Source organism: Thalassospira povalilytica, from assembly GCF_002844235.1.
Lineage (GTDB): Bacteria > Pseudomonadota > Alphaproteobacteria > Rhodospirillales > Thalassospiraceae > Thalassospira > Thalassospira povalilytica.
Genome location: NZ_PGTS01000005.1, coordinates 115,381 through 135,497 on the forward strand (window position 1 = coordinate 115,381; position 20,117 = coordinate 135,497).

Genomic DNA, 20,117 nt, shown 5'->3' on the forward strand with positions numbered 1-20,117 from the left:
CGCGTATAAATTTCCCCATAGCGCCATCACAATGCAGCGGTCATACTTTAGGAAATTGGTTACCTTGATCGTCTAGTGTGCAAGGTAATCGATAAAAACACCGCCTTTGGGGAGCTCACCATGCAGAAAACCAGCTTTATCATTCTGGTAACCGGCATTGTCGCGGCTGGAATGTGGGGCATTGGTGACTATTTGGGCCGCAAGGGCGAAGAACATGGCGATGTCACGCGTGGCCAATCCATTGCCGAGCAGACCTGTTTGCGGTGTCACACCAAGTTTGACGGCGACCCGACCCCGGATCCGGCCGTTACCGATGCGCCGTCCCTGGCAAGTTTCGGTCTGCGCTGGCCGCTTGAAAACCTCGAAGAAGCACTGGCAGAAGGCATCACCGTATCGCATGACAATATGACGATGCCGGAATTCACCCTGACACCGGAAAGCATCGCCGATCTTCTGGTCTATATGGAATCCTTAAGCCAGGAAGCGCGCGCCAAAGCCGGAAAATAACCGCGCTCCTGACCCGCGCTGTCATCTCGCATTTCATCCTGGCCGTCATCCCGCCTTATCATTGCTGGACCAAACCCGCCCGATTCCCCGCCGGTTTCGTCCCCGAAGGCCTTAAAAATCCGGCGCATGATCAAACCTGAATGCGTGTGCGTATGTGCGGGGCGACCATCATGCCCCACCCTTTGAAAACCGGCGATTTTCGCAATTTCGCGCCTGCACAAACCGGCCAACAATCACCCCATAAATCCCCCAACAAATCACCGGCTGGTTGAATTTGAACTTGACTTGAACCGATTCAACGCAAAAATTGGTCTGACGTCTGATGACTGACCAGATTGAACAGTTCACCCCGGCAGTCCGGACCTGTGATGACAAACAAGAAGGTGTGATGTGCCGCACGCGGACGGAGCGACCATTCGACCCATTGAAACATCGGGACGCCGTGATGCGATCCTTGAAGCCCTGACCGATTTCATCGTCAGTTCCAAACTGGCACCGGGTGACCGGTTGCCGCCCGAACGCGAATTGATGGCGGGCCTGAAAGTCGGCCGGTCAAGCATCCGCGAAGCCATTGGCCATATGCAGGCATTGGGTGTTGTCGAAATCCGGCGGGGATCGGGCACCTATCTGAAGCGGCAAGTCAGTGAAAAGACCCTGTTCATGCCGCTTTCGATCGCCACCCAGCGCGACGGGTTGTTGCAAACCCTTGAAGTGCGCCGCGGGCTGGAAGTCGAAGCCAGCATGCTGGCCGCCAAACGCGCCACCGCACAGGACATTGATGAAATGCGCGCCGCCCTTGATGCGATGGAGGCCGAACATCTTGAATTCGGCACCGCTGGCGAGGCCGATCTGGTGTTTCACCTGTCGATCTACAAAGCATCGGGCAATCCGTTATTCGAACAGCTTCTGGGGCAAATGCGCGAAGCATTCGAAAGCTTCTTTGCCCAGCCGTTCAACCGCCCCGATTTCGCAAGTTCATCCTTTGAATTTCACCGCATGCTGTTTGACGCCATCGTTGCCGGCGATACCGAACTGGCCCGCCAGCACACCCTTGCCATCCTTGAAGTCGTCGAGAACGACATCGTGAGAATGTCTGATGAAGAACAACAATAATCCGAACAATCACAAGCAAACTGTCAGCAGCCCCGAAAGCGTCGTGGCCTATGACGCGGAACATTTCGCAAATGCCGTGGTGCCGCCCATTTTCCAGAATTCTCTGTTCACATTCGAGAATTTCGACGAAATGGTCGAAACCTATGCCGGGCGCAAAACCCGACCGGTCTATTCGCGTGGGCTCAACCCGACGGTCCGTGCCTTCGAAGAAAAGATCGCCGCCCTTGAAAAGACCGAGGACGCCCTTGGTCTGGCAAGCGGCATGGCCGCCATTTCATCGGCTGTTCTGTCGGTGGTGAAACCGGGCGACCGGATTGTGTCGGTCGAACATTGCTATCCCGATGCGTTCCGGTTTTTCGAAATGTTCCTGCGCGACATGAATGTCAGCGTCGATTACGTCGACGGCCGCGACCTTGATGCGGTGCGCGCCATTCTGCCCGGGGCCAAGGTGCTGTATCTTGAAAGCCCGACCAGCTGGACCTTCCACACCCATGATATCAAGGCCCTGTGCCAGATCGCGCGCGATCATGGTGCGGTTTCGATGATTGATAACAGCTGGGCATCCCCGGTCTTTTGTCAGCCAGCCACCCTTGGCTGTGACGTAGTCATTCATTCGGCATCGAAATATATCGGCGGGCACAGCGATGTGGTGGCCGGTGTCATTGCCGGAAGCACCGATTTCATCGGTCGGGTGCGATCAACGATCCTGCCCTATCTCGGGGCGAAATTGTCGGCCTTTGACGGGTGGTTGCTGTTGCGCGGATTGCGCACGCTTCCGGCACGCATGCGCGAACATCAACGCTCGGCCATGATCATTGCCCGCAAACTTGCCGATCATCCCAAAGTAACCGCTGTTCACTATCCCGGCCTGATGGATCCGGCCGCCCCGGGACTAAGCGGTTCTTCCGGACTTTTTTCATTCGAATTCGCCCCCGAGGTCGACATCCCGACCTTTGTTGATGCGCTGCGCTTTTTCAAGATCGGCGTGTCCTGGGGCGGACATGAAAGCCTGATTGTCCCCGCACTGGTTACGCGGGCGCAAGTGGGCGGGCCCAATTCGGCGATGCGCTTTGGCGTGCCCGAAAATCTGGTCCGCCTGCATATCGGTCTCGAAAGCGCCGACGACCTCTGGTCTGACCTAGCGACCGCAATCGAGGCAAGCCTGAAGTAAGAACACTATCGTTTAAAACAGGGAACTTCACCATGAACTGGAAAACAACGCTACTGGCAGGTGTAACGACTATTGCGCTAACAAGTCAGGCCTATGCCGACACCACATTGAAGCTGGTCGAAGTGATCACCAGCCCGGAACGCACCGAAACCCTCAAAGGGCTGGTCGCGGAATATGAGGCCGCCAACCCCGGTGTGACGGTTGAAATCACGTCCCTGCCCTGGGGGCAGGCATTCGAAAAATTCGCCACCATGGTTTCGGCCGGTCAGACCCCCGACATTGTCGAGATGCCCGACACCTGGCTGACGCTTTATGCCAATAATGGCGCGCTTGAAAGTCTTGAACCCTATCTGGCGAAATGGGACGGCGCGGAAACGCTGAATGATCGCGCCCTGGAATTTGCGCGCTCGGCCGGGAATACGGCCTATATGCTGCCCTATGGTTTCTATCTTCGTGCGATGTTCTATAACAAGAAACTGTTCGAAGAAGCCGGTGTGACCGAAGTCCCCGAAACCCTCGAAGATTTCCGCGCTGCGGCCCAAAAGGTATCGGATCTTCCGGGCAAATACGGCTATTGCATGCGCGGCGGTCCGGGTGGACTGAATGGCTGGGTGATGTTTGGCGCGGCCATGGCCGGTTCGAACGACTTCTTTACCGAAGACGGTCAAAGCACCTTCAATTCCGATGGCTGGAAAAATGGTCTGGAATATCTGGTCGATATCTACAAGGACGGCCTGGCACCCAAAGACAGCCTGAACTGGGGCTTTAACGAAATTGTGGCCGGTTTCTATTCGGGTACCTGTGCGATGCTTGATCAGGACCCCGACGCCCTGATCGCCATTTCAAGCCGCATGAAAGAAGAAGATTTTGGCGTGACCACCATGCCAAAAGGCCCGTCGGGCAAGGCATTTCCGACCATCGGTTATGCCGGCTGGTCGATATTCTCAAACAGTGAACATAAAGACGAAGCCTGGAAACTGATTGCCCATCTTGAATCCAAGGACAGCAACCTGACCTGGAACAAGCGCATCGGTGCCCTTCCGATCCATAACGGTGCCGAAAGCGATCCGTTCTTTGCCAGCCCGCAATTTGCCGGATGGTTCGCCGAACTGTCCGACCCGGATGTTCACCCGACCGTCATGCCGACCCATCTTGAAGAATTTGCCTTCTTCAAGGACAGCCTGGTCATCCGCACCAGTCAGGAAGCCATGCTGGGCCGGATCACCCCGGAAGAACTGGCCAATCAGTGGGCAGAATATCTGACCCCGGCACAGAAAAACTGGATGCAGGCAAATCAGTGACCACTGTAACCCAAACCGGAAAACTCCCCGTCGAAAGACGGGGGGGCTTCTCACGGAAGATTTCCGGGATTATCGAACCATATCTTTATGTCTCGCCGGCCCTTGTCCTGATCATCGCGGTAATGTTGATGCCGCTGATCCTTGGACTGAGCTACGCCTTTCGCGACATCCGCATCCTTAATCCGTTCAGCGGCGGTTTTGTCGGCACGGCCCATTTCGAAGCCCTGATTTCCGATCAGGCTTTTCTGGGCGCGCTTGCCAATACCGCATGGTGGACATTCGGATCCCTGCTGTTTCAGTTCAGCCTTGGCCTTATTCTGGCACTTTTGCTGAACCGGCAGTTTCTGGGCCGTCGACTGGTGCAGGCACTGGTGTTCCTGCCATGGGCGGTGCCGACCTTTTTGTCGGGTCTGAACTGGGCATGGATGTTCAACCCGGTGGTCGGCCCGCTGCCGCACTGGATGACGTCGCTTGGCCTGATGGCCGAACCGTTCAATATCCTGTCTGATCCCGACCTTGCGATGTGGGGGCCGATCATTGCCAATATCTGGTTTGGCATTCCGTTCTTTGCCATCACCATGCTGGCCGCCCTGCAATCGATCCCCAAGGAACTCTACGAGGCAGCGTCCATTGACGGCGCAACCACCCGACAGCAATTCATCAGCATCACCCTGCCCTTCCTTGCGCCCACCATTGCCATCACGCTGATGTTGCGCACCATCTGGATTGCCAATTTCGCCGATCTGATTGTCGTCATGACCAATGGCGGCCCGGCAGATTCCACCCAGATCGTTGCCTCCTACATCTTTACCCAGGCCTTCCGCCGGCTTGATTTCGGCTATGCCTCGGCGATTGCTGCGGTGCTTCTGGTTCTGTTGCTGGCCTATGCGCTCAGTGTGATCGCGCTGCGCCGTGCCATGACCCATGCCGATAGTTAGGAACCCCGCCCCATGACCCTGACCGGACAAACTTCAACGCGCAAATGGCTCTATTGGGGCAGTCATTATCTGATGATTGCCGCCTTTGTGATCTTTGCGCTGTTTCCGCTTTACTGGTTGCTCAAGGTTTCGGTGACGCCCAACGACATCCTTTATACCGAAGGGGTCCGGATGTGGCCGTCGCGCACCACCTGGGAGAACTACACATTCGTTCTGACCCAAAGCAACTTTCCGCATTATTTCCTGAATTCCGTGATTGTCGCGGGCACGACCGCCATTGTCACAACGCTGGTGGCCGCCCTTACGGGATATGCGTTTTCGCGCTTTGCCTTTCGCGGCAAGGTGATCATCGTCGCATTGATGCTGATTACGCAGATGTTCCCGCTGGTGATGCTGATTGCGCCGATCTTCAAAATTCTGGCCCCGCTTGGCCTGACCGACAGCCTGACCGGGCTGATCATTGTCTATACGGCGTTCAATGTGCCATTTGCGACCTTTTTGATGCAGTCCTTCTTTGACGGCATCCCCAAGGATCTTGAAGAAGCCGCGATGATTGATGGCAATACCCGGTTTGAAGCATTCCGGGCCATTATCCTGCCGCTCACACTTCCGGGTGTGGCGGCGACGCTTGGCTTTGTCTTTACCGCCGCCTGGAGCGAACTTCTGTTTGCCCTGATGCTGGTCAGCAGCGAGTCCGCATCGACCTTCCCGGTCGGGCTTCTGTCATTCGTTTCAAAATTCAGTGTCGATTTCGGCCAGATGATGGCTGCCGGTGTGCTGGCACTTATTCCCGCCTGTCTGTTCTTCCTGCTGATCCAGCGTTATCTGGTGCAGGGGCTTACGGCTGGCGCGGTCAAAGGATAAGAGGACGTTTCATATGGCTTCCATTCAAATTGCAAATGCGCGCAAAAGCTATGGCGCGGTCGATGTTTTGCACGGCATTGATCTTGATATTTCGGACGGGGAATTCATCGTCCTTGTCGGTCCGTCGGGCTGTGGCAAATCGACGTTGCTGCGCATGATTGCCGGACTTGAAGACATCACATCGGGCGATATTTCGATTGCCGGAACCGTGGTCAATGAATTGCAACCCAAGGACCGCGACATCGCCATGGTGTTTCAGTCCTATGCCCTTTATCCGCACATGTCGGTTGCCGAAAATATGAGCTACGCCCTGACCTTGCGCAAAACCGCCAGGGAAAAAATCGCCGATGCGATTTCAGGCGTTGCCGAAATTCTTGGCCTGACCGCCCTTCTGGAACGCCGGCCCAAGGCGCTTTCCGGCGGGCAACGTCAACGTGTTGCCATGGGGCGTGCGATTGTGCGCAAACCCCAGGCGTTTCTGTTTGACGAACCGTTATCGAACCTTGATGCGCGCCTGCGCGAACAGATGCGCACCGAAATCCGCAAACTGCATCGCCGACTTGGCGCCACATCGGTCTATGTCACGCACGATCAGATCGAAGCCATGACCATGGCCGACCGGATTGTCGCCATGCATGACGGCATCATTCAGCAGGTCGGAAGCCCGGTCGAAATCTATGACCGGCCGGCCAACATCTTTGTTGCCAGCTTCATCGGCTCACCGGCCATGAACTTCCTGGAAGGAAGCTATGAACAGGTCGGGGAAAACAGTGCGGGCATCCGCCTGACTGACGGTGCGCTGGTACCGGTTTTGCCCGCGCGCGATGCCCAACACAATCAGCCGGTGACACTGGGTGCGCGCCCGGAACATATCACCATCGTCTCTGACGGGGAAAACGGCCTTCCGGCCAAGGTTGAACTGATCGAACCGATGGGCCTGTCGACCCTGGTCCACGTGACGCTGGCGGGCAAACCGATCAAGATTTTCACCATGGATCGCCCGGCCTATGCGGTTGACAGCTTCATCCATATCGCCTTTGACATGGCAAAGGTCCATGTCTTTGACAGCGCATCGGAAAAGCGCCTTCCCCCGGCAAGCGAACCGCATGGTGATCATGCCGGTCAATGATCAACCAACGATCTGGCACCGCTAAAGACAAAGGGCGGGCGAACCAAGTTCCCCGCCCTTTACTTATAGCTCTGCCTTTGCCCGGGCCGTATCACCGGCACTGACACCGACACCGACACCGACACCGGCTTTGACACACGGGAATTGATCAAAGATTTTCAACCCACGCGCAATTTTACCGCAACGCACCGGTGAAATTGCACCGGGCAGCGGCCATATGTTTCAGATCGCGTTGTGTTTGAGACATGCTGATGATCTCCCTTATCCGATATGCAGTTGTTTTGATGATAGCTCTGTTTGCCCCGACCATTGCCGGGGCGAACCACAAGCTTGTCATCACCACCAACATCTATCCGCCCTATGTGCGCGACGATGTCGAAGAAAGCTTCCTGCCTGCCCTTTTTGAAGAAATCGGCAAGGAAATGGGGGTGACATTTGTTTTGAATATTCAGCCATGGAAACGCTGCGAACAATCGGTCGCCGATCTTGAGGCCTGGGGCACCTTTCCCTATACCCGCACGCCCGAACGCGATGCGCGGTTCCTGTTTTCCGACCCGATCTATTTTTCGGAATCCCGGTTTTTTGCCTATCACGATCCAAATGAAAACAAAACGAACCAGCCGCCCGAAACCTATGACCAGCTATCGGACCTCAAACCCTGGATCATCGGCGGCATTCAGGGATATTATTACGAGCCGCTTTTTGCGCAGACCGGCCTTTACACCGACTATGCCCTAAGCGAGAGGCAGAATTTTGAACGGCTGATGCTGGGCCGGATTGACCTTTTTCCGGCCGCAACCACGGTGGGGTGGCATCTGATCAATCAGATGTTTCCCGCCGAAGTCGCCCGCAATTTCCGAACCCTTGATCCGCCGCTGGTTGCCAATGCGCCGCTGCATCTGATGACGTCAAAGGACTATCCGAATACAGAAACCTGGCTGGTGCGGTTCAACAAAGCCCTTCAGACCATCCATCAAAACGGCACCTTCGCCCGGCTGGTGGAGAAATATGGTCTGGTGATGCGCTATTAGAATAGCAGCGGCAGGGAACCGGGGTCCCCTGCCACGCTTCAACGCCAAACCGCAGACACCGCACATCCGCCCGCGGTTTCGGGCGCTATATCAACCGCGAAAAGGCGATTTTCCAGCTTTCCTTGGGCGCGATGCCGAAAATGTCGGCCAAGGTCTGGGGAATGTCGCCAACGGCGAGTTTGTGTTGCTCTTCCTCGCCGGTGACAAGCCGGATGGTCAGACGATTGTTCAGAAGTGTGAACCGCGCAAACGGGGCGGATCGCGCCACCATCAGGGTTTTGCAAAACCCGCTGTCGGGATGATCGGATGCGTACCAGTTCATGACCTCGTAATCGATGTCGGCCACCGGTGCGATATCGATCTCATGCACGGCCTTCCACACACCATCACGTTCAAGTTCGACAAAATAGCTGTGCTCACCCTTGGTCACGCGATAGGTGTCATGCGGGGTGACCTGTGGCATGGCGGTATCAAGCAGCAAGGGCGCGGTCGGCACACATCCGCCAAGACCGACATCGGCCAGCCATGCCTCGCCATCGATGGTCACCCGGTTGGCCATGTGGCAGCGCGGGCGTGGCAGATCATTTTCGCCATACCCCCACAACACCCGTCCGGCCAGACCTTCGACCGCAAAACCAAGGCTGCGCAACACGCGGCGGAACAGGGAATTCTGTTCGAAACAATATCCGCCCCGCCCGTCATGGATCAGTTTCTGATCCACATCTTCGGGCGCGATGCTGATGGGTTTGTCATTGAACACATCAATCGCTTCGAACGGGATATTGGCCGGATGCAGGGCATGCAGGGTTTGCAAGACTTCAAGGGTCGCTTCGCGCGGGCCGTCATAACCGATCCGGGCGAAATAGGCATCAAGATCGACTTCCTGAACCGGTATGCAGACCGGCTTTGCCCAACTGGCATTGACCCGGCTTTGCAAAAAATTGTGATCATTGGCGGGTGTGACGTCACGGCTTATTGGCTGGGGACTGTTCATCAATCGGCTCCATATTCCTGATGATATTTTCATCTCATGGAACAGGACGATAGAATCTCAACCAATGTTAAGGTCAAAAGGAAAAAATTGTCTTTTTGCTTTTTGGCACCGAAATCGAACAATCTTCGACAATATGACGATATTCGGGACCACATCACAACAATGACCGGCCATAGCCGCCCCATACAAGCAACAATCAATCAATTAGACGCATGATCCACAGCTTTTGCACGACAGCGCCCCTCATCCTGTGATAATCAGTAACTAAATCGATTTTAGACGGTCGCCGGGATCACCCCACCACGGAAAACGTCCGGGCAGACCGATGGAAACGTCGCCATATCAAACAAAGACGGATAGCCATATCCGTTCCTGACCCAGGAAAGTTGCCATGCGTACTGTTTATGTGAACGGCGAATTTTTGCCGGAAACCGAAGCCAAGATTTCGATCTTTGACCGATCCTTCTTGTTTGCCGATGGCGTGTATGAAGTGACCTCGGTGCTTGATGGCAAACTGATTGACTTCATGGGTCATATGAAGCGTCTTGAACGCTCGCTTTCCGAACTCAAATTTGCTTTCAAGCCTGATATCGATCAGCTGCTTGAAGCCCACCGCGAGCTGGTAAAGCGCAACGACATCACCGAAGGCCTGATTTATCTTCAGGTCTCGCGGGGGTCGGCTGGTGATCGTGATTTCGCAATCAACCCGGAAACCACGCCGACCATCGTTATGTTCACGCAAAGCAAATCGCTGATCAAATCAGCCCTGGCCGAACGTGGACAGAAAATCGTCACCTTCCCTGATATCCGCTGGCGCCGGTCCGACATCAAGACCGTGCAGCTGCTTTATGCGTCGCTTCTCAAAACCGAAGCCGCATCCAAGGGGGCGGATGATGGATGGATGGTTCTCGATGGCTTTGTCACCGAAGGATCGTCAAACAACGCCTATATCGTGACCCAGGACGGCACGATTGTAACCCGCGAACTTTCGACCGACATTCTGCATGGCATCACCCGCGCATCGGTTCTGAAATGTGCCGAGGAATTGCAGCTCAAGATCGAAGAACGCCACTTCACGATTGAAGAAGCCCAGAATGCAAAAGAAGCATTCTCGACCTCGGCCTCGGCCTTTGTCTGCCCGGTGGTTGAAATCGATGACAAGAAAATCGGCGATGGCGTTCCCGGCCCGATCGCCAAGCGCCTGCGCGAGATTTACATCGAAGCCAACCGCGCCACCGCGCTCTGATCGGCTCCTACATCTGCGTCCCAACGCAAACGCCGCCTGCAACCGGGCGGCGTTTTTCTTTGTGGCCTAACCTGTCCTTTTCCCCTAACACTCGAAGACAGATGGCAAAACGCCCCAACAAACATGCCATCAAAAGGGAAAGCGCCACCAACCATGAATGCTCAACAGCCCCAACATAACATGACCGGCATCATCCTGATGTGTGCCGGTGTCGCCCTGCTTTGCGTCAATGACGCCCTGGCCAAGGGATTGATGGATCATTATTCGCCGATCCAGATCATCTTCATGCGCAATTCGATTGCCCTTCCCTTTGCCACCCTGCTTGCCATCAGGATGGTCGGGTTTGGCGGGCTTCGGTCCAACCGGGTTGGCGTGCATTTCATGCGCACCGTCATCTGGATCACCGCCACCATCATGTTCTTTACCAGCATCCATCTGATGGGCCTGGCCGAGGCAACGGCACTGGCCTTTGTCGCCCCGCTTTTCATCACCGCCATTTCATCGGTGCTGATTGCACGCGTTGGCTGGCGGCGCTGGCTGGCCGTCATGGTCGGGTTCATCGGGGTTCTGGTGATTGTCCGCCCGGGGGCGGCAACGTTTGAACCGGTGTCGCTTTTACCCGTCGCCACGGCCTTTACCTATGCGCTTTTGATGCTGAGCGCCCGTTTGCTTGATGCCCGCGAAAGCATGTGGACGCTTTTGTTTTATCTAAGCTTCACCAGCACGATCTTAAGCGGTGCGGTCGTCTGGTATTTCTGGACCCCGATCCGGGTCGAGGATATCGGGCTTTTCATCGCCATTGCCTTTGTCGGCACCGGCGGCATGACCATGATCACCCAGGCTTTCCGGGTTGCCGATGCCCCGACTGTTGCCCCCTTTGACTATACCGCCCTTGTCTGGGCAACCGGGCTTGGCTGGTTCTTCTGGGGCGAAACACCCGATCTTCTGACCTTTGTCGGGGCGGCAATCATTACGGCCAGCGGCATCTTCATCATCTTCCGTGAAAAGCGCGTGGCAGAAAGCTGATCTTGTAAGGCCCCGCCTTGGCGCAGCCGCTAATCGCGGGGCTTTACGCCATAACTGATCATCGCACCGGCCCGCATGGCGGCCTCGTCCATATCGGGGTTAAAGCGATAACTCGGCGCAAGGATTTCCTTAGCCTTCGTCACCCGCACATCGATCAGCGATCCAACCCGAAACGCATCACCTGCCATGCCTTGCAAGATGGCATGGCGATGGTCATAGCCCTCATCACGCGGGCGCATCAGCACGGCCTCGCCATAAAGCTGCCAGCCCTTTTGTGAAAACACATCAACGAAACTGACACAAACACGCGGATCGCGTGCAACATTCCGAACCGATTGCGGGGATGCGATATTGGCAATGATAATCCGGTCTTCGCCATAACAGGCAAAGATTTCCTTCGGGCTGACCGACGGCCCGTCCGCGGAGCTGGTCGCCAACCAGCACAGGACCGCGCGGTTGGCATAATCACGGATTTCATCACTGAGCATGCAAGCATTTTTTCATATTTTGAAGCCTCCGCCCGCTCCCACCGGAAATCTTTGCGAAACCCCGAATGGGAAGTCTAATTTTTCAATTGTGCAAGAGCACCCTTGAACTTCTCTCGGAGTTCCAAATTGGCAGCCCGCCATTCCTTCTCAGGTACACGCCCTGTTCGAACGAATGACTCATTCCCGCGACACCCCTGCCAGACCTTCATATCAAATGGAACGACTTCATCCCAGTTTTCCAAGACGCGTTTCAGACCTGAACTATATAATGTTTGGAACTTTTCCTTATTTTCCAAACCAAGTTTACGAAGTGCACCGGAGATATATCCACGCCAGAGCAATGGTAAGTCGCTCAACGACACATCGTCACAGCGAGCGACCTCGTACCGGATGCGCATTAAACTCACGGCTTGCCAGTAGAGCGCTTCTTCAATATCTGTAGAAACTAGTCTTCTTACGTTCTCAAATGTAATTGTTGGCGACTGTTCCTGATAGTTGCGCGATATCCAATCAATAACGGCAGCATCATATTCTCTGGGAATCCCCTGAAGTGCGGAAAATACAGTAGAGTTTCCTGCTGAGGTCGGCGGTACAAGCTCTGAGTCTTTCCAAGCATCAATGATACGCAATTTGAGATTGGTATCTGGAGCTGGCAGTCTGCTTCCCCTGTTTTTTGACGCCCATTCGGCTAAAGCTAATAGCTCGGCTGCAAACAAGTGCCCCTCTTTACTCAACTGAGTCAGCAAAGGTCTTGCTTGTTCAATCTTCCTTCGATCAATGTAACCTGCCGCTTGAATGTACTCATCGAGCTGAGCGCTGGTCAGATTATTTGCCTTACTTGCGTCTTGCGCAGACACACGAAAGGCAAAAGAGTGCATAACAAAAATCGCAACAAGGACAACTTTGAACAGTGCCTGCTTCAAGCCACCCCCCAGAGGACAAAACCAGCTCACGATCTAGTTTCATCACTTGCACCCCTCAAGTTAAGCACGGAAACACTGAACACACCCCTAGCTTGCCCCATACGGTCTATTCAAATCTTGTGCTCCGTATTGCCACCCATTCACTCACCAGCAAAAATCCCCGATCGCATAGGTGATGTGACGGCCCGTCGCCGCCAGAAGGGCATCAAGCTTTTCACGTTCGGGCAGGGTGCCGCGCGGTGCGCCCAGTTCAGCAGCGTGAATACCCCCGGTCACAAGGGCGACATCAAGCCCGGCATTGTTCGATCCGGCAATATCGGTCGATATGCTGTCGCCGACGACGAGCAATTTGGCATCCGGGCCTTTGTCAAACATCTGAAGACAGAAATCATAGGCACTGGCGAACGGTTTGCCTTCCCAGCGAACATCACCGCCCAGTTCTTCATAGCGCCCCCCCAGAGCACCTGCGCAGATGATTTGATGCCCGTCTCGCACAACTTCTCGGTCCGGGTTCGGACAAAGCATCGGCAATTCAAGCGTTTTGGCAGCATGGAGCATGTTTTCGTACTTTGACAAGGGGTCGAAATCATCATCTGGCCCTGTCACAAGCATCCATTCCGCGTCTTCTAACCTCGACACGATTTCGATGTCTTGCCCTTCAAACATCGACATATCTCTTACCGGACCGACCCTAAAAACTCGCTTTCCCAAGGCTGCGTACCAAGGGTCGACCCTATCCACCAAGTGCCGATAGGCTATGTCTCCAGAGGCCGCAATTACGCTATACAGATCTCGCGCAATTCCCATATTTTCCATTCGCTCGATAACAACTGATGAACGTCTTGGCACATTTGATAATAGTGCAACTGGAATCTTAGCAGCTTTGAGTGCTTCCAATGCGTTAACAGAATTTGGGTAGGCCTTAACCCCATCATGCACCACCCCCCACAGATCAAGAATCACGGCATCATATTTGCCGATCACTTCAGAAAGGCCATTGATCATTTCATAGGGGGCGGTTCGCATTCAGATCTCCAGTTCAATAAGAATAGTGTGGTGCAGTTGCCTAGATGGAATCCCGCCTGCGCCGGGGTGACGGCAATTTAACAAGGTAATTTGATATGGCACCGGTCATTCCCGCGCAGGCGGGAACCTCGATCCTCTGGCTCAATCTTTCTTGGCGGCCTCGGCTTCTCGTGCAGCACGCGCTTCATCGACCGGGATGCCCTTGCCCGAAATTTCCGGGAAGGCGGCACCAACCGCGTCAGACACATTGGCAAAGCCATCCTTGCGCAGCCTGCGGGCAAGGTCTTCCTTGATCTCGGTAACAAGCTCAAGCCCGTGATAGACCAGCGATGAATAAAGCTGCACCAGGGATGCGCCATTGAGGATCTTTTCATAGGCATCCTTGCCCGATGCAATCCCGCCAACCCCGATCAGCGGCACCTTGCCCTCGGTCAGGCGGTAAAAATCGGCAAGAACCTTGGTCGATGGGGCCATCAAAGGCGGGCCGGAAAGACCTCCCTTTTCATCCTGGTCATAGGAATTAAGCCCGACCGGCCGGTCAATCGTCGTGTTCGAGACAATCATGCCATCGATCTTGACCTTAAGCACCACGCTCGCAATGTCGGATTTGTCTTCATCGGTCAGGTCCGGTGCAACCTTAAGCAACACCGGCACACCCTTGGCGAATTTGTCGCGGGCCTTCAGCACCGATTTCAAAAGCTTTTCCAGTGGGGCCCGGCCCTGAAGGGCACGAAGGCCCGGCGTATTGGGCGATGATACATTGACAACAAGGTAATCGGCATAGGGGCCAAGTGCCTTTACCCCCTTGGCGTAATCATCGGCGGCATCTTCGGAATATTTGTTTTTGCCAAGATTGGCCCCAAGGATGCCACGGCGCGCACGTTTGCGCAGCCTGTTTGCCACGACCTCCGCCCCGTCATTATTGAAGCCCATGCGGTTGATTACCGCCCGGTCGGAATAAAGACGGAAAAGGCGCGGCTTGGGATTGCCCGGTTGCGGCAAAGGTGTCACCGATCCGATTTCAACAAATCCGAACCCGTGAGAAAGGGCGGCATTGGGGACTTCGGCATTTTTATCGAACCCCGCAGCAAGCCCGACCGGATTGGCAAATTTGCGCCCGAAAACTTCGGTTTCAAGGATCGGGGTCGCGTCCGTTGCGTCATCCGCACGCGGCACCAGATTGTTTTTCAAGGCCCATATGGCAAGACCATGTGCGGTCTCTGCATCGATCCAGCGGACAATCGGCAAAACCAGTGACTTGTACCACCCCACGCGACAGGCTCCTTTTGCGTTTGACAACCTGTCCTGTTCTTACGCGCCCCGGCCCCGATGGGCAAGGATCAATGCAGCATCAACCATACCGGCCGGGTTGGTCAGACGCCCTCATTCATCCGTTCGTCAAACGCCGCCCGGGCGGCTTCGACTTCGGGCATCTTTTCCTTGGTCCAAAGATAAAGCGCCTTGAACGGGCCAATAAGGGTGCGGCCAAGCGGGGTGATTTCATATTCGACTGCGACGGGTGATGTCGCAATCACATTGCGCGCGACAATGCCGTTGCGTTCAAGTTTGCGCAATGTCTGGGTCAGGGCCTTTTGCGTAATGCCCTCAAGCCCGCGCTTGATCGCGTTAAAGCGCAATGGCCCATCGGCCAGAACCGCCAGGATCATCATCGACCATTTATCGGCGATCTGATCAAACAGGCCGCGACACGGGCAATCGGCGCGGAATTCCTTGATCGAGCATTCCTTCATTTCCATGACCTGTCCTTTTCCCGTCCCTTTTTGTTTGTTCTTTCCGGAATACCCTTCCGGCACCGGTTTTTGCGGTTCAACTTTTTGCGGCTCAACCGGGGATGTGCGGTTTCCTTGAGTATACCTGGTTTCGTTCAGGTGCCTCATTGACACCAGGTATATATCATATATCTAGTCACCATCATAGACTTTCAAAAGACGGAGATTTCCGCACATGACCAACACAGATGTTCTGTTTCAGCCTTTCAAGCTTAAAACCCTTGAGCTTCCCAACCGCATCGTGATGGCTCCGATGACCCGCACCAAGGCCGAAAACGGCATTCCCGGTGCGATCAATGCCGAATATTACCGCAAGCGCGCCGAAGGCGGCGTTGGCCTGATCCTGTCAGAGGGCACGGTGATTGACCGTCCGGCGTCGCGCAATGATCCGGGCATTCCGTTTTTCCATGGTGATGCGGCAATTGCCGGCTGGAAATCGGTTGCCGATGCCGTTCATGCCGCAGGCGGCAAAATGGGCCCGCAAATCTGGCACACCGGTTCAACCCGCGCCTTTACCGAATGGGAACCCGATGCCCCGGTCGAAAGCCCGTCGGGCCTTCTGGCCCCGGATCAGCCGCGCGGCAATGCCATGACCGATGCCGATATTGCCGATACCATTGCCGCCTTTGCCAAGGCCGCCCTTGATGCCAAGAATGCCGGTTTTGACACCTTTGAAATCCATGGCGCACACGGCTATCTGATTGATCAGTTCTTCTGGTCGGAGACGAACCTGCGTACCGATCGCTTTGGCGGTAAAACCATTGCCGAACGTGCAACCTTTGCCCGCGAAGTCGTGGCTGCGATGCGTGCCGCCGTTGGTCCGGATTTCCCGATTATCCTGCGCGTCAGCCAGTGGAAGCAACAGGACTTCACCGCCCGCCTTGCAACCACGCCAGATGAAATGACGTCCTGGCTGGCCCCGCTGGTCGAGGCCGGCGTCGATATCATCCACGCGTCCCAGCGTCGTTTCTGGGAACCGGAATTCCCCGAAATTGACGGTGAAAAGGGCCTTAACTTTGCCGGTTGGGCCAAAAAGCTTACCGGTGCACCGACCATTTCGGTGGGCTCGGTCGGGCTTTCATCGGACTTCATCGGCGCGTTTTCGGGCGAAGCATCCGAAAAATCCAACCTGGATGGTCTGGTCGAACGCATGGAACGCGGCGAATTTGATCTGATTGCGGTTGGCCGTGCGCTGATCACGGATGCCCAGTGGCCCAACAAGGTCGCCAAGGGTGCGTTTGACGAGCTTGAGGATTTCAATCCTGCGGCCCTGGCCGAACTGGTCTGATCAAAACATCCCCCGACCCCGCATATGCGTATCCCCCATACGCAAAAAGAAACCGGGCAGCGCCATCATCGGCGCTGCCCGGTCTTTTTGAATGCAGCCATCACTGCGGCTTCCATCCATCGGATTCGTTCTTCTCACCCCTGTTTCGGGGCCTGACGGCACTATACCTATCCTCATCGACATCACCCTATACCATCACAAAATCCGCAGAAAACTGCGATTTTTGGGCGAACTTTAATTTTTATAAATATACATTGGTATAGTTTTCTTGATCTTTGGGATAGTATTTGGTATTCCATAGATCAGGAACAGCAATCATCACAGCCGCCGGAACGGGCTGGGAACCGATAAAAAGAAGTTGATGGACATGAAGACAAACATGGCAAACCCGGAAAATACCAAAGAACGCAACCGCGTTTATCTGCCGGAAAACCGGCATCGTTGGGCCTCCAATGATGAGGTCGAAAAGCCGAGCGTTATGCTGCGTGGCCCCAACATTCTTGTTGATGACGACACCAAATATCAAAACCGCCTGAAAAGAAGCCCTTTTCCCAATCTTGCGGCTTTTACCCTGTCGGGTGTCACCGTGCTGGTGATCCTGGCCGGGGTCTGCTTTGAAGTTTCGACACTGCTGAACGGCTAGTCCAATACCAAAATAAAAACGACCAACGTAAAAACGATACGACGCAAACTGAACACAAGACAGAACGGGCAGTGCTGATCACAGCACTGCCCGTTTGCTTTTGGCGCATTTTCACGCCCTATGATCGTCTGATCACTGCGTCTGTTGCAGATCTTCGGGCAGGATGTGAACACCGTTCGCATCAAGGGGCAAATCATCAACCCGCGTCACATGGGCAACGGCCAGCACATCATAAAGATGGGGGAACAGCGTACCCCCACGGGCCGGTTCCCATTTCAGCTTGGCCTTGATCGGTGCGACCGGCACATGCAAAAGCTTCAACCCGTCGCGCTTGGTGTAATGCAGCGCAAGTGTTGCCGCCAGCGTATCAATGGTCGAAAAATGGATAAAGCCATCGGCAATATCGTGCGGCGCACCGGCATACTGCCCGGATGCCAGGGCTTCCGCCCATTCATCCGATCCCAGCACGCGGTAAATGATTTCATGTTCTGTATTTGTCATGCGCGGAATTTAGGCAGGCCCGCCCAAAACGGCAAGCCTATTTCATCTGGCTTTTAAGCCAGCCCAGAAGCATCGCATAGCGCTCCGTCCCCGCAAAATCGGAACCACACACCAGCCAATAGGCCGACTTCATCACAACCGATGGCCCGACCGGCACAAGGAAGCCCTGGGCAATATCGCCCTCGACCAACAGGGTCCGGCCAAGCCCGATGCCCATACCGTTGATTGCGGCCTGCAACACCAGATCGGCGCGATCAAAGGCAATGTGCCGCGCATCCGTCTCAATGCTCAGCCCCGCCTGATCCTTGTAATAGGCCCAACTGAAATCGGTATCATCGCGCTCGCCCGCGACGTCTTTAAGAAATGTGGTCGATGGCAAACCGGCAATCATTTCAAGGTCTGCACCGGCTTCACAATATCCCGGCCGGGCCACCGGCATTATTTCGGCCCTTTTAAGCAGGGTCGAATGCAGCCCCGGATAAGGCCCGACACCAAAACGGATGGCGGCATCAATCACGCCCGCCCGGAAATCAGCCGGGCGATCATTGACATCAAGCGCGATTTCAAGCCCCGCCTCCGCCGCACGTCCCAAATGTGGCAACACCCATTTCATCGCCAGCGACGACGACACCGACAAGCGCACCGCCCCCCGGTTTTCGAACTTTTCGAGCCGATCAAACGCCCCATCCCAGACCGCCATGGCCTCAATCGCCGCGACACAAAGAATACGCCCATATGCCGTCGGGGTGATCTGGCGCGTGGTGCGTTCAAACAGCGAAAAGCCAAGTGCCTCTTCCAACAGATTGACCCGGTGACTGATTGCCGATTGATGCACGCCCAGTATTTCGGCGGCCTTGCTGAAACTGTTTTCCCGCGCAATCGCCGCCAAAAGCGGGGCATTTTGATTGGCCTTGGCCATCAGGCCTGCACGCGACATTTCATGAGATTTCTTCATTTATATATGAATTCATAATCTGTGAATTTGTGCCTAAAATCGGTTTAACAAAGATTTTAGCAGGAAAATAGTTATGAGCATACATCAAGAAATCACCCGGACCATCCCGGTTCAGATCGTCAATGCCTTTGTCAAAGATGGCGCGGGCGGCAACCCGGCCGGGGTCGTTCTGGATGCCGACCGCTATAGTGACGATGAAAAGCTTTTGATCGCACAAAAGGTCGGGCTTTCGGAAACCGCTTTTGTCTCGAAATCCGAGACCTGCGGCATCAGGCTTGATTTCTTTACGCCGACCAAACGCATCGCCCATTGCGGTCACGCCACCATCGCGACCTTTTCCTATCTGGCCGAACTTCAACGCTTTGGCGATGGCGAAACATCCAAGGAAACTGTCGATGGCCCGCGCAAGATCATCCTTGATCGCGGCATGGCCTATATGGAACAGCTTGCACCGACCTACACCCCTGCAGCCAACTGGTCTGATAAGGGCGTCACACTTTGCGATGTTCTGAAATCACTCGGCCTTGCCAGTGATGATCTTGATGAACGCACCCGCCCGGTTCTGGTCAATACCGGCAATAATTTCATCGTGCTGGCGGTCAGGGACCAAGCCACCCTTAAAAACATCACCCCCGATCAGGACGTCATTAACGACATCAGCGAAAAGCTTGATCTGATCGGCTATTACATCTTCACCACCGAAACCGGTGATGCCGATATCGATGCCACCACCCGCATGTTCGCCCCACGCTATGGCATCGCCGAAGAAGCCGCCACCGGCATGGCCGCCGGCCCGCTTGCCTGTGTGTTGTATGATTTTCTGGACATGAAGAAGGACACCTTCCTGATCGCCCAGGGCGCATTCATGGCCCAACCCTCACCAAGCCAGATCAAGGTTACGCTGAACCTCAAAGACGGCCGCATCACCGGCCTTCTGGCCGGCGGTCAGGGCAAGGTGATGAAAAGCCTGAACATCACCCTTTGATCTGCCCACCATCCCGGGTGCTTCTGCCATCGTGGAAGCACCCGCATTTTACCCAACGGTAAACAAACTCCAGAAACCAAGCCACAAGCAGCAAATATTTACCCACAGGTAAACCTGATGGCGACGCCAACAGCCCAAGACAGGACATCATCGTTGACGACGCCCCACGCCGCTGCGACGATTGGCTGACACAATGCG

21 protein-coding genes are annotated in these 20,117 nt (G+C 55.0%); 13 read left to right on the forward strand and 8 right to left on the reverse strand.

Features of this window, described 5'->3' with window-relative positions; all coding sequences use genetic code 11:
- Positions 1–120 precede the first annotated feature (120 nt).
- The 8 genes from CU041_RS14185 to CU041_RS14225 all read left to right on the forward strand — a co-directional run bounded on the left by CU041_RS14185 (position 121) and on the right by CU041_RS14225 (position 8,054).
- Positions 121–507, forward strand: coding sequence for a c-type cytochrome (locus tag CU041_RS14185; RefSeq protein ID WP_101247585.1), 387 nt, complete (start codon positions 121–123; stop codon positions 505–507).
- A gap of 390 nt (positions 508–897) precedes the next feature.
- Entirely contained in the window at positions 898–1,620 is a 723-nt protein-coding gene (locus tag CU041_RS14195) for a FadR/GntR family transcriptional regulator (RefSeq protein WP_101247417.1), read from the forward strand.
- Entirely contained in the window at positions 1,604–2,791 is a 1,188-nt protein-coding gene (locus tag CU041_RS14200; RefSeq protein WP_101247418.1) for a PLP-dependent transferase, read from the forward strand. The genes CU041_RS14195 and CU041_RS14200 overlap by 17 nt, the downstream gene beginning before the upstream one ends.
- A 32-nt stretch (positions 2,792–2,823) precedes the next feature.
- Positions 2,824–4,092, forward strand: a complete 1,269-nt coding sequence (locus tag CU041_RS14205; RefSeq protein WP_101247419.1) for an ABC transporter substrate-binding protein — start codon at positions 2,824–2,826, stop codon at positions 4,090–4,092.
- On the forward strand, positions 4,089–5,030 hold the full coding sequence (locus tag CU041_RS14210) for a carbohydrate ABC transporter permease (RefSeq protein WP_068517908.1): 942 nt from the start codon (positions 4,089–4,091) through the stop codon (positions 5,028–5,030). Before CU041_RS14205 ends, CU041_RS14210 begins: the two co-directional genes overlap by 4 nt.
- Positions 5,031–5,042: 12 nt before the next feature.
- Complete coding sequence (locus tag CU041_RS14215) at positions 5,043–5,894, forward strand: carbohydrate ABC transporter permease (protein WP_101247420.1); 852 nt, start codon at positions 5,043–5,045, stop codon at positions 5,892–5,894.
- A gap of 13 nt (positions 5,895–5,907) precedes the next feature.
- Positions 5,908–7,023: an ABC transporter ATP-binding protein gene (locus CU041_RS14220; protein WP_101247421.1), complete on the forward strand. Its 1,116-nt coding sequence runs from the start codon at positions 5,908–5,910 to the stop codon at positions 7,021–7,023.
- Positions 7,024–7,307: 284 nt separating this feature from the next.
- Positions 7,308–8,054: a substrate-binding periplasmic protein gene (locus tag CU041_RS14225; RefSeq protein WP_170310245.1), complete on the forward strand. Its 747-nt coding sequence runs from the start codon at positions 7,308–7,310 to the stop codon at positions 8,052–8,054.
- Between the two features lie 85 nt (positions 8,055–8,139).
- On the opposite strand, the gene CU041_RS14230 is transcribed toward CU041_RS14225, so the two are convergent.
- A complete protein-coding gene (locus tag CU041_RS14230) occupies positions 8,140–9,048 on the reverse strand; it encodes an arylamine N-acetyltransferase family protein (RefSeq protein WP_170310246.1) in 909 nt (302 codons plus the stop codon).
- Positions 9,049–9,439: 391 nt separating this feature from the next.
- Here CU041_RS14230 and CU041_RS14235 point away from each other — a divergent pair, with 391 nt between their 5' ends.
- Together CU041_RS14235 and CU041_RS14240 are read left to right on the forward strand one after the other, a co-directional pair.
- Positions 9,440–10,294 carry a D-amino-acid transaminase gene (locus CU041_RS14235; protein ID WP_101247424.1) on the forward strand — a complete coding sequence of 285 codons (855 nt, stop codon included), beginning with the start codon at positions 9,440–9,442 and terminating at the stop codon, positions 10,292–10,294.
- A gap of 153 nt (positions 10,295–10,447) precedes the next feature.
- Positions 10,448–11,320, forward strand: a complete 873-nt coding sequence (locus CU041_RS14240; RefSeq protein ID WP_101247425.1) for a DMT family transporter — start codon at positions 10,448–10,450, stop codon at positions 11,318–11,320.
- Between the two features lie 29 nt (positions 11,321–11,349).
- On the opposite strand, the gene CU041_RS14245 is transcribed toward CU041_RS14240, so the two are convergent.
- From CU041_RS14245 to CU041_RS14265, 5 genes are all read right to left on the reverse strand, one after another.
- A complete protein-coding gene (locus tag CU041_RS14245; protein ID WP_101247426.1) occupies positions 11,350–11,808 on the reverse strand; it encodes a pyridoxamine 5'-phosphate oxidase family protein in 459 nt (152 codons plus the stop codon).
- A 74-nt stretch (positions 11,809–11,882) separates the two neighbouring features.
- Entirely contained in the window at positions 11,883–12,731 is an 849-nt protein-coding gene (locus CU041_RS14250; protein ID WP_101247427.1) for a hypothetical protein, read from the reverse strand.
- A gap of 144 nt (positions 12,732–12,875) precedes the next feature.
- A complete protein-coding gene (locus CU041_RS14255) occupies positions 12,876–13,757 on the reverse strand; it encodes a TIGR01459 family HAD-type hydrolase (RefSeq protein WP_101247428.1) in 882 nt (293 codons plus the stop codon).
- A 141-nt stretch (positions 13,758–13,898) separates the two neighbouring features.
- The gene (locus tag CU041_RS14260; RefSeq protein WP_101247429.1) at positions 13,899–15,029 is read right to left on the reverse strand and encodes a quinone-dependent dihydroorotate dehydrogenase; all 1,131 of its coding nucleotides are present in this window, start codon (positions 15,027–15,029) and stop codon (positions 13,899–13,901) included.
- 101 nt (positions 15,030–15,130) lie between these two features.
- Complete coding sequence (locus tag CU041_RS14265) at positions 15,131–15,514, reverse strand: winged helix-turn-helix transcriptional regulator (protein WP_101247586.1); 384 nt, start codon at positions 15,512–15,514, stop codon at positions 15,131–15,133.
- 208 nt (positions 15,515–15,722) lie between these two features.
- Here CU041_RS14265 and CU041_RS14270 point away from each other — a divergent pair, with 208 nt between their 5' ends.
- Complete coding sequence (locus tag CU041_RS14270) at positions 15,723–16,835, forward strand: NADH:flavin oxidoreductase (RefSeq protein ID WP_101247430.1); 1,113 nt, start codon at positions 15,723–15,725, stop codon at positions 16,833–16,835.
- Positions 16,836–17,202: 367 nt separating this feature from the next.
- Entirely contained in the window at positions 17,203–17,478 is a 276-nt protein-coding gene (locus CU041_RS14275) for a hypothetical protein (protein ID WP_101247431.1), read from the forward strand.
- Between the two features lie 132 nt (positions 17,479–17,610).
- Here CU041_RS14275 and CU041_RS14280 read toward each other — a convergent pair whose 3' ends face one another.
- Positions 17,611–17,979: a DUF952 domain-containing protein gene (locus tag CU041_RS14280; protein ID WP_101247432.1), complete on the reverse strand. Its 369-nt coding sequence runs from the start codon at positions 17,977–17,979 to the stop codon at positions 17,611–17,613.
- A 37-nt stretch (positions 17,980–18,016) separates the two neighbouring features.
- Entirely contained in the window at positions 18,017–18,934 is a 918-nt protein-coding gene (locus CU041_RS14285; protein ID WP_212733804.1) for a LysR family transcriptional regulator, read from the reverse strand.
- 73 nt (positions 18,935–19,007) lie between these two features.
- Here CU041_RS14285 and CU041_RS14290 point away from each other — a divergent pair, with 73 nt between their 5' ends.
- Complete coding sequence (locus tag CU041_RS14290) at positions 19,008–19,919, forward strand: PhzF family phenazine biosynthesis protein (protein ID WP_101247433.1); 912 nt, start codon at positions 19,008–19,010, stop codon at positions 19,917–19,919.
- Positions 19,920–20,117 lie beyond the last annotated feature (198 nt).

Bases quoted from the DNA above. Each gene is read 5' to 3' on its own strand.
- CU041_RS14185 (WP_101247585.1), top strand. From the start codon at position 121: ATGCAGAAAACCAGCTTTATCATTCTGGTAACCGGCATTGTCGCGGCT.
- CU041_RS14200 (WP_101247418.1), top strand. From the start codon at position 1,604: ATGAAGAACAACAATAATCCGAACAATCACAAGCAAACTGTCAGCAGC.
- CU041_RS14205 (WP_101247419.1), top strand. From the start codon at position 2,824: ATGAACTGGAAAACAACGCTACTGGCAGGTGTAACGACTATTGCGCTA.
- CU041_RS14215 (WP_101247420.1), top strand. From the start codon at position 5,043: ATGACCCTGACCGGACAAACTTCAACGCGCAAATGGCTCTATTGGGGC.
- CU041_RS14220 (WP_101247421.1), top strand. From the start codon at position 5,908: ATGGCTTCCATTCAAATTGCAAATGCGCGCAAAAGCTATGGCGCGGTC.
- CU041_RS14225 (WP_170310245.1), top strand. From the start codon at position 7,308: ATGATAGCTCTGTTTGCCCCGACCATTGCCGGGGCGAACCACAAGCTT.
- CU041_RS14230 (WP_170310246.1), bottom strand. From the start codon at position 9,048: ATGAACAGTCCCCAGCCAATAAGCCGTGACGTCACACCCGCCAATGAT.
- CU041_RS14235 (WP_101247424.1), top strand. From the start codon at position 9,440: ATGCGTACTGTTTATGTGAACGGCGAATTTTTGCCGGAAACCGAAGCC.
- CU041_RS14240 (WP_101247425.1), top strand. From the start codon at position 10,448: ATGAATGCTCAACAGCCCCAACATAACATGACCGGCATCATCCTGATG.
- CU041_RS14245 (WP_101247426.1), bottom strand. From the start codon at position 11,808: ATGCTCAGTGATGAAATCCGTGATTATGCCAACCGCGCGGTCCTGTGC.
- CU041_RS14255 (WP_101247428.1), bottom strand. From the start codon at position 13,757: ATGCGAACCGCCCCCTATGAAATGATCAATGGCCTTTCTGAAGTGATC.
- CU041_RS14265 (WP_101247586.1), bottom strand. From the start codon at position 15,514: ATGGAAATGAAGGAATGCTCGATCAAGGAATTCCGCGCCGATTGCCCG.
- CU041_RS14270 (WP_101247430.1), top strand. From the start codon at position 15,723: ATGACCAACACAGATGTTCTGTTTCAGCCTTTCAAGCTTAAAACCCTT.
- CU041_RS14275 (WP_101247431.1), top strand. From the start codon at position 17,203: ATGAAGACAAACATGGCAAACCCGGAAAATACCAAAGAACGCAACCGC.
- CU041_RS14280 (WP_101247432.1), bottom strand. From the start codon at position 17,979: ATGACAAATACAGAACATGAAATCATTTACCGCGTGCTGGGATCGGAT.
- CU041_RS14285 (WP_212733804.1), bottom strand. From the start codon at position 18,934: ATGAAGAAATCTCATGAAATGTCGCGTGCAGGCCTGATGGCCAAGGCC.
- CU041_RS14290 (WP_101247433.1), top strand. From the start codon at position 19,008: ATGAGCATACATCAAGAAATCACCCGGACCATCCCGGTTCAGATCGTC.